The organism is Micromonospora sp. NPDC005806, from assembly GCF_042871425.1.
GTDB lineage: Bacteria > Actinomycetota > Actinomycetes > Mycobacteriales > Micromonosporaceae > Micromonospora.
This window is the reverse complement of the sequence record NZ_JBIAIL010000086.1, coordinates 1-7,761: the sequence shown is the minus strand read 5'-3', so window position 1 is coordinate 7,761 and position 7,761 is coordinate 1. Positions and strand designations below refer to the sequence as shown.

The following is a 7,761-nucleotide window of genomic DNA, read 5'->3' as shown; positions in this document are numbered from 1 at the left end:
AGCAGCGCCCACTCGGCATCGGTCAACTCGTGCCGTCGGATCATCCACAATGGATAGCATCAACCAGCCTAAAGATCTACGAGACACGACCTAGTTCCACGAGGGGCTGCGCCTTGATACGACACCATCCCGGAAACTCCTTTTCAAGGCAGCCCCGGCGTAGTGACTGAGGAAAGGATCGACCTCCGTCCTTCGAAACGCACACTCGCCCTCTTGACTCCCCGGCAAACCGCGAGCAGATGGGGAGGTCGAGCAGGCCTGAGTGCCGCGGATGTTCGCCCCTCGTCCGCAGATGCGGCACGGCGTGACCGCTCATGCCGCGACGCGCGCGTTCGACCAGGCTCTCGGACGTCCGACTCTGCCGGTGAGCGGACATCTGATCTTGATCCCGGTGTCGATGTGCGATGACTGAAGTGTCGCGCCCTTGCGCGGAGCCGAGACTCGCGCGGGCTGGTACTGCTGCGGGCTGATTGTGCGGCAACCACCGGAACTTGTACTAGCGGAAATCGGTTTGCTATGGAAACCTATTGGTATGACCACTAACTCGGTACCCGCCGGCGACGATCCCCGCCGGCTGTTGTCGGACGTGCACGCCCTCGCCCGCCGGGTGCGGCTCGACCAGCGGGTGACCTGGTTCGCGCTGCTGATGCTGGCCGCAGCGACCTTCGTGGGGATCGCGTTCGACTGGTACTTCCTCGACGTGCACTGCGTGCCCAAGCCCGAGGGCTCCGAGTGCCGCGTCTGGCATCGGGGCGCGGCGTTTTACTGGCCGCCTGCGCTGCTGCTGGCCTACACGGCGATCGCCGTCTGCTACGTGCGGGTCGCCCGGGCGCGGGGGCTGAGCGCCCGGGTGCTGCCGTACGCGGTCACCGGCGTCGCGGGGGCCGTCCTCTACACCGTCGCGGGGCTGCTGGTGCGCCAGTACCTGCTCAGCCACCCGGTGCCGACCCACCCGCTTCCGTACTGGGCGCTCCTGCTGGACCGTCTGGTCGCACCGTGGGGCACGATCGGGGTGGCGCTGCTGGTGCTGGCCTGGCTGGAGCGCCACGTCGCGCTGCTGGCGTTCACCCTCGGATATCTGGCGGTGGTGCTGGTGCCGATCAACTTCGGCTGGGGTGCCGACTGGGGATACTCGCTGCAGCAACAGGCCATCAACGGCACCGTGCTGCTGCTGGGCGCGATCGGCTTCGCGCTGGCCCGCCGGCGGCACCGGTGACCGCCGAGGACGGGGCCCCGGACCCGCACGAGCACCCGGTTAACGGCCTGGACGACGTGGTGCACCAGCGGGTCCGCCTGGGCATTCTCGCCATCACGCACGAGGCCCGCCGAGTCGAGTTCGGCTACCTGCGCACCCAGCTGCAGCTGACCGCCGGCAACCTCTCCCAGCACCTCGGCGTGCTGGAGACGGCCGGCCTGATCGAGATCGAGAAGGGGTACGCCGGAAAGCGCGGCCGGACCTGGATCACGCTCACCGCCGCCGGCGACACCGCGCTCGCCGACGAGATCGCGCGGCTCAAGCTGCTCATCGCGCGGGTCGAGACCACCGGCACCTCGAAGGACCAATGACCACCGCAGTGACCCGCCGACGCCTGCTCACAGCCACGCTCGCCACCGGGGTCGCCGTGCCGCTCGGCGGCACCGGCCGCGGGTGGGCGGCCCCGACGCCGGCCGCGCCCGGCCGGCTCACGCTGCCCACACCCACCGGGCCGCACCGTGTCGCTGCACCTCGTCGACAGGTCCCGCCCGGATCTCCCCCGGCCGTGATCCTCACCGACGGCAACCGCAACGACGTCACCAACTCGTCGCGGCTGCGACCTCGGCACACTGCGCTGGGTCAACGCGCGTCCAACCCACAGCCTCCGCAGACGCCGAGACGAGTCGACCAGGCAAACGACACCATTTGATCGGGTACACGGATCTGCCGCTGGTCGGTGCCGGCGGATCGCGCCGGGTCGGGGCGGGGAAGGCGGGATCACGACGCGGCGATTACCGCCGGCCTTTCGATGTTCGGCGATTCGGCTCCTGCCGAGAGAATGCCGGATGACCAAGACTGATGCGATGTCTCACGGTATCGGGGGTGCGCCACGCGCCCAGGTAGCAATCACCGCTCTGCTCATCGTCGCCGGCGTGCTCATCCTCTTCGTCCCCGCCGGTGACGAGGGCGCAGTCCTCGTGCCGATCAGCGAAGGTCACGGACTATCCGCCGTAGACGGGGTCGGCGCGGCACTGCTGGCGTTGGGCGGCACCTGGCTGGAAGTGCTCGTGGTACGGCGCCTGCCATACCTCGCCCTGCCCCCACGGGCCTTGTTCGGACTCGGCCTGCTGGCCGGCCTCGGCGTGGGGCTCCTGATCGCCTCGGTCTTTTCGGGCTTCTTCTGGTGGTGGGCTGTCGGCGCCACGGCACTTGGCATTGCCGTCCTCGTCCTCGTGCCCCTCACGGCGCGCCGTTGAGGTCGCTGACCGAACGTACGCTTCTGCCGCCGAACGGGCGTCACGGTACGTGACGTGTGCACGCAGCGTCCGGTGCGCGGTCGTGCCGATGAGCGGACGTGGACCACGACCTGCCGTCCATAGCCGGTTCAGCGCCAGTGCACGCCTGGCTTGGCCTGTGGATAGGAGGAGCCGCCCAAATGATGTTGTGAGGGCGGTTGCCAACCACCTTGGTGATGATCTTAGGTTTCATCGTGGCGATGGTGGCGGGCAACAGCTGGCGCTGGTGGCTGACTGCGGGCGGCGCTGCGCTTGCGGTACCTGGCGCTCGGGCAGGGTGCGCCCATGGTCGCTGTAGTGGCGGCGATCTGCGGCCTGATCGTGGTCGGCGCCTGGGCGTGGGGCACCCGTAGCGGCCGTGCCGTCGGCGTGGCTGTCGGCGTCGTCTTCGTCGCAGGGCAGGCCGCCGCGTTCGCCGTCTCGCAGTGGCCCCGCAGCCTGGTAGCCGCGGCATGGCTTGACTGGTTCGCGGTGTGGTTGCTGGTCGGCGTCGTGTGCCTGGCCGCGTTGGTCATCGATCGGAGCGTGCACCCCTTCGCGTCTCCTCGCCTCGCCGGGGGGAATCTGACGGCGGGCAAAGTTCAGTGGGTTGCCTCTATGGCGACGTTGGCAACCGTGGTGCTGCTGTGCGGCCGCGGGCTCGGCGTCGTCGGGTACGACGGCGACGGCAGGCTGCGGTTCTCTGCCCGCGACGACGAGGTCCTCCCGCTGCCGGCGTCGCTGCGCCTGGTGTCGGCCGACACCTGCGCCGATGGTGGCAGCAGCGGCAACTGCACAGCCGAGTTCGTGGTGATGGCCGCCGATGATGCCGACAGGACAACGACCGTGACCCGGCTCGTCGAACACCTCCGCGGCCGCGGTTGGCCGCTCCAGCCCGACCATGGCGTCTATCGCGGCTCCCGCGAGACCGGCGGGATCCTGAACTGGACAGCGCACCAGATGTGGCTGTACGCCGACGTCGAGCCGGCATCGGTGCTGCGACCGGCGTCACCGCCGGACGCGGTCGTCATCTACATCGACAACCTATGACACGGTTGCCCTGCCTCGACCAGCACGCATTCTTCTAATGCTGGTCGGGCGTCGCGCTCGGTCGTGTCGATGTCCCTGTGCGGCGTGTGCCCCAGCGTTTCAGACCCCCTGCCGGGCGCCGGCTGCAATCGAATTCGTTACAGCTGCAGGCCGAGGTAGCTCCAGCGCACGTCGTGGCGACCGAGGGGGTCCGCCCGTTCACAGCCGTGGATGAGGTGTAGGCCGAAGTGACGGGCCAGTGCGACCGTCTCCTCCGCCGAGACGTCGTACATCCGCCGCCCGGCAGGTACGGGGCCGTGGCGCAGGGAGATGACCACGCGGCCCTCGGGTAGAAGCAGGCCGCTGATGTGTTCCATCGCCGACGACCGCTCGTGCGGGTCGAGATGCATCCAGACGGCGGTTAGAAAGATCAGGTTGAAGCGTTGGTCGCGCTTGTTCAGCACCGTCAGGTTGGGCAGGGCGTCGTCGACCCATTCGATGTCGTTGGCGGCGTGGATGCGTTGACCATGCGCGCGAAGTTGAGGGGTGGGCTCGACGGCGACGACCCGGTGGCCCAGGTCGGACAAGGCTGCCGCATCGCGGCCCGTGCCCGCGCCGATGTCCAGGATCGAGCTGGGCTCGGTGGGGAACAGGTGCAGGACATCTCTGTGCACGTCGGCAAACGAGACGCTCTCGTACTGTTCGGCCAGGGTGTCGGCAGCTTCGCCGTAGCCTGCGGTGCTGCTGATGAGCGCCAAGGCTGCTCCGTCCGTGCTGCGGTTGATGCTGTGGTCGTCGCGCGTCAGGCTGCGTCCAGCAGAGCCGGGAGTTTGCGCATGTCGTCGAAGACCACCGTGTCCGGGCCTTCCAGCCGGTGCGCGGGGGTCAATCCGCCCGCATAGCCGAAGCAGCGCATCTCGGCGGCGCGGGCCGCTTGGACTCCGTACTGGCTGTCCTCGACCACGACGCACGCCGCGGGCGGGACACCCATCGTCGCCGCCGCGTGCAGGAACAGGTCGGGGGCGGGCTTGCCCTGGGCGACCTCAGTCGCGCTGAAGATGCGGCCCTCAAAGCGGGGATACAGGCCGGTGCGGCCCAGGGTGTGGCGCATCTTCTCGTGGGTACCGCTGGAGGCCACGCACGTCGGCCGGGTGATCTCATCGAGCGCATCGTTGATCCCGTCAACTGCGGTCAGCCCGGCGTCCACCGCTTGGCGGTGCGCTAGGTCGAACCGGTCCGCCCAGGTGGCAGCCACGCCCTGTCCGAGGCGGGCCGCGATCTGTTCACCGATGGACATGCTGGACCGGCCGATGAAGCGCTCGATGACCTCTGCCTCGGTCAGCGGCCAGCCCAGTTCCGCACCCAGTGCGATGTTGACGCGGACCGCGATGCGCTCGCTGTCGACCAGTACCCCATCGCAGTCGAAGATGACAAGCCCGATCGGATTGATCATCCGGACAGGCTAGTCGAGTGGGTAGGGCGAACCTGGCACCCACGGTCCCCGAAGGCGCCGGATCGCCGTCACCGCCGAGGTGGCGGCCAACTCGCAGGTCGACCACGTTGGGCGGCAGCAGCAGCGGCCGGTGCACGACCGGGGCCGAGAAGGACGCACGCTTCTGCCGCTGGCCGTGCGTTGGCCGCTCGACGGGGCCGTCCGCAACAGCGATGAGCGGGAGTCTGGTCGGAACCGCTCAGACGACATCCGTGCCTGCCTCCCCCGATGGCGATCACGTAAGGTCGGGCCATGATCGAATCCCAACGTGAAGCCGTGCCGCGCAACGACGGTGGCGAGCTCGACACCGCCCTCGCCTTCTTGGCCTTCGCTCGATCATGCGTGCTGAAGAAGGTCGCGGGCTTGAGCGAGGAGCAGCTGCGGCGCCGCCTGGTCGTCTCCGACACCACACTGCTGGGCCTGGTCCAGCACCTGACCGACGCCGAACGGTACTGGTTCGGCTACACGTTCGCCGGCGACCCGCGCTACGCCGACGTGGACTTCGACATGGTGGTCGAGCCAGACCAGTCCCCAGATCAGATCATCGCCGGCTACCGGGCTGCGATCGCCGAGAGCGACGCCCACATCAGCGCAGCCGCCGGCCCGGACGTCCTCACCGCGCAGCCGGTCGGTGACGCGCCTCGTACGCTTCGCTGGGTGCTCGCCCACATGACGAGCGAGACCATCCGGCATGCCGGTCACGCCGACATCCTGCGGGAGCTTATCGACGGCGTCACCGGTCGGTAAGAAATCGCGGTTCGGGGCCGCACCCCATCCGGTGCTACGCACCCTCGTCGAGCGCTCGGACACCACCGGCCCGAAAGATCGGCCAAACGACGGTGAGGAACAAATTTATCTGCCGCTGACCGGGCGTCCCGGTGTGTTACGAGGGGTGCGTGCAGCGAACAGCCGGTCCTTCCCGGGAGAGTGCGCGCACCTGGCTCAGCCCCGATTGGCCCACGATACGGTTCGAGCGTGATGGCCGGCCTCGCCAACAGCCCCTTGATCTTCGTCGATGTTGACGGACCGCTGATCCCGTTCAAAGCCCGGCCGGTTAGCCGCGAGCGTCCTTTGGGCGGTGGCGCCGTGCAGCCACTGGACGGCACTGGCAACCCGCTGCTCGATCGGCTTGACCCAGAAGACGGGCGGAGGCTGCTGGCACTGGGATGCCAGTTGGTCTGGGCGACGACATGGATCGCGGAGGCAAACGAGGTCATCTCGCCAAGGCTCGGACTTCCGGATCTGTCGGTCGTCGAATGGCCGGACGACGACGAGGATCCGGAGCACGGTCTGCACTGGAAGACCGTATTCCTTACCCGATGGGCAGCCGGCGGCCCATTCGTCTGGCTTGACGACGAGATAACTGATGCTGACCGGCGATGGGTAGCAGCACACCACCCGGTGCGGGCGCTGCTGCAACGTGTCGACCCATACGTGGGCCTGACCGAAGCGGATTTCTCAGCGGTCCGTCGATGGCTCGGGCAGATTGACGGCGCCGCTTGATCACCTGCACGCTGATGCCGCATCCGCGCTACGTAACATCACGCCGCGCTGGCCCGGATGCCGTCCGGACGCCGATGAGCGGACGTAGCGACCGGCCGCCTGGGCGAGGCCAACGCCGTCATGGCCGCCCGCCAGCGATCTCGGCGTCGCTCCTAAGAATGCAGAACTCGTTGCCTTCCGGATCGGCAAGCACAACCCATCCCGTTCCGTCGGCCTCGCGGCGGTCAGCCACGACGGCCGCACCGAGCTCGGTCAGCCGCGCCAGCTCCGCGTCGCGCGTGCCGTCGACAGGACGCAAGTCGAGATGGATCCTGTTCTTGACCTGCTTAACTTCCGGCACCTCGATGAAGAGCAGGCGGTGCCGCCCGTCACGGGAGTAGATCATGCATTCCTCGTGGCCGGGCTCGTTCGGATCGTCCGGGTTCTCGCTGTAGTCGAGAACGGCTTGCCACCAACGAGACAAGGCGTAGGCGTCGGCACAATCCACGGTGGTGTGGGACACGTAAGAGGTCACCACTGGATCATCGCAAGGCGAACGTAGGCGGGGGAACTCTGTACCCGACGCGCGCACCTCATGGCTCAAGGCACCGCCGGCACCAGGGGTCTAGGATGGTTGGTGGCGGGTCCGGGAAGTGGCTTGTCCGAAGGGCCGATGTCCGGGGTCAGGTCGGTCACGCTGGATAGCAGAGTCGTCCCCGAGTGCCCTCCCGGATCCGCCGCCTGCCTGCGCTTCTGGTCGGCGACCATGCGGGCGTAGACGACGTTCGACAGCCGCCGCTTCGGCGCGCGCATGGCTTCCATCGAGGTCTTCCCGGCGGCCTTTTTCGCGTCGAAGTAGGCGCGACCTTCGGTGCGGTTCAAATCCGGCCGTCCCGACGCAGCTCAGAGGGCCGACGGTCGTGCCGGAGTGGCCGCCCGCGCCGAACGCGAGGAAGCCGACCGGCACCCGTTCGGGTCTGCCGAGAAGCAGGCGGCGCTGCTGCGGATGAGGCACGCCGAGTTGGCCGCCCGCCACCAGCCCGGAGGCTACTGGGTGGCAGCCGCGGACCCGTTCGCAGCCCAGCACGCCATCACCGGGGAAGTTCCGCTCGTCAGCGTCCGACGAGTCGCGGTGCTCACCGACGGAGCCGCCCGCCTGGTGGCCCTGTTCGACTGGCCCGACGTGCTCGACGTCCTAGACGAGTAAGTCCTAAGCGTGGTCAGTGGTCGTAGGCGATCAGTGACCTGGTGAGGGGTGCTCCGTTGGCCCTGTTGTGCCAGATCGCGGC

11 protein-coding genes are annotated in these 7,761 nt (G+C 68.3%); 7 read left to right on the top strand and 4 right to left on the bottom strand.

All coding sequences use genetic code 11. The features are described from left to right. Positions 1-532: 532 nt before the first annotated feature. From ACFYOS_RS36160 to ACFYOS_RS36145, 4 genes are all read left to right on the top strand, one after another. Positions 533-1,216 (top strand): hypothetical protein, encoded by a 684-nt coding sequence (locus ACFYOS_RS36160; RefSeq protein ID WP_387151782.1) that lies wholly within the window; start codon positions 533-535, stop codon positions 1,214-1,216. Beyond that, positions 1,213-1,566 carry a transcriptional regulator gene (locus ACFYOS_RS36155; RefSeq protein WP_387151779.1) on the top strand — a complete coding sequence of 118 codons (354 nt, stop codon included), beginning with the start codon at positions 1,213-1,215 and terminating at the stop codon, positions 1,564-1,566. Before ACFYOS_RS36160 ends, ACFYOS_RS36155 begins: the two co-directional genes overlap by 4 nt. A 474-nt stretch (positions 1,567-2,040) precedes the next feature. Further along, the gene (locus ACFYOS_RS36150; protein WP_387151776.1) at positions 2,041-2,451 is read left to right on the top strand and encodes a hypothetical protein; all 411 of its coding nucleotides are present in this window, start codon (positions 2,041-2,043) and stop codon (positions 2,449-2,451) included. A 336-nt stretch (positions 2,452-2,787) separates the two neighbouring features. Next, entirely contained in the window at positions 2,788-3,519 is a 732-nt protein-coding gene (locus ACFYOS_RS36145) for a hypothetical protein (protein WP_387151774.1), read from the top strand. 137 nt (positions 3,520-3,656) lie between these two features. Here ACFYOS_RS36145 and ACFYOS_RS36140 read toward each other — a convergent pair whose 3' ends face one another. Further along, entirely contained in the window at positions 3,657-4,256 is a 600-nt protein-coding gene (locus ACFYOS_RS36140; RefSeq protein WP_387151771.1) for a class I SAM-dependent methyltransferase, read from the bottom strand. Positions 4,257-4,300: 44 nt separating this feature from the next. Next, on the bottom strand, positions 4,301-4,951 hold the full coding sequence (locus ACFYOS_RS36135) for an HAD family hydrolase (protein WP_387151768.1): 651 nt from the start codon (positions 4,949-4,951) through the stop codon (positions 4,301-4,303). A 291-nt stretch (positions 4,952-5,242) separates the two neighbouring features. On the opposite strand from ACFYOS_RS36135, the gene ACFYOS_RS36130 reads away from it, so the two are divergent. Continuing rightward, a complete protein-coding gene (locus tag ACFYOS_RS36130) occupies positions 5,243-5,737 on the top strand; it encodes a DinB family protein (protein ID WP_387151766.1) in 495 nt (164 codons plus the stop codon). A 231-nt stretch (positions 5,738-5,968) separates the two neighbouring features. Next, the gene (locus tag ACFYOS_RS36125; RefSeq protein WP_387151785.1) at positions 5,969-6,493 is read left to right on the top strand and encodes an HAD domain-containing protein; all 525 of its coding nucleotides are present in this window, start codon (positions 5,969-5,971) and stop codon (positions 6,491-6,493) included. A gap of 118 nt (positions 6,494-6,611) precedes the next feature. On the opposite strand, the gene ACFYOS_RS36120 is transcribed toward ACFYOS_RS36125, so the two are convergent. Further along, on the bottom strand, positions 6,612-7,007 hold the full coding sequence (locus ACFYOS_RS36120; RefSeq protein WP_387151763.1) for a VOC family protein: 396 nt from the start codon (positions 7,005-7,007) through the stop codon (positions 6,612-6,614). A 65-nt stretch (positions 7,008-7,072) separates the two neighbouring features. Then, positions 7,073-7,354 (bottom strand): hypothetical protein, encoded by a 282-nt coding sequence (locus ACFYOS_RS36115; RefSeq protein ID WP_387151760.1) that lies wholly within the window; start codon positions 7,352-7,354, stop codon positions 7,073-7,075. A gap of 46 nt (positions 7,355-7,400) precedes the next feature. On the opposite strand from ACFYOS_RS36115, the gene ACFYOS_RS36110 reads away from it, so the two are divergent. Then, positions 7,401-7,679 (top strand): hypothetical protein, encoded by a 279-nt coding sequence (locus tag ACFYOS_RS36110; RefSeq protein WP_387151757.1) that lies wholly within the window; start codon positions 7,401-7,403, stop codon positions 7,677-7,679. Positions 7,680-7,761 lie beyond the last annotated feature (82 nt).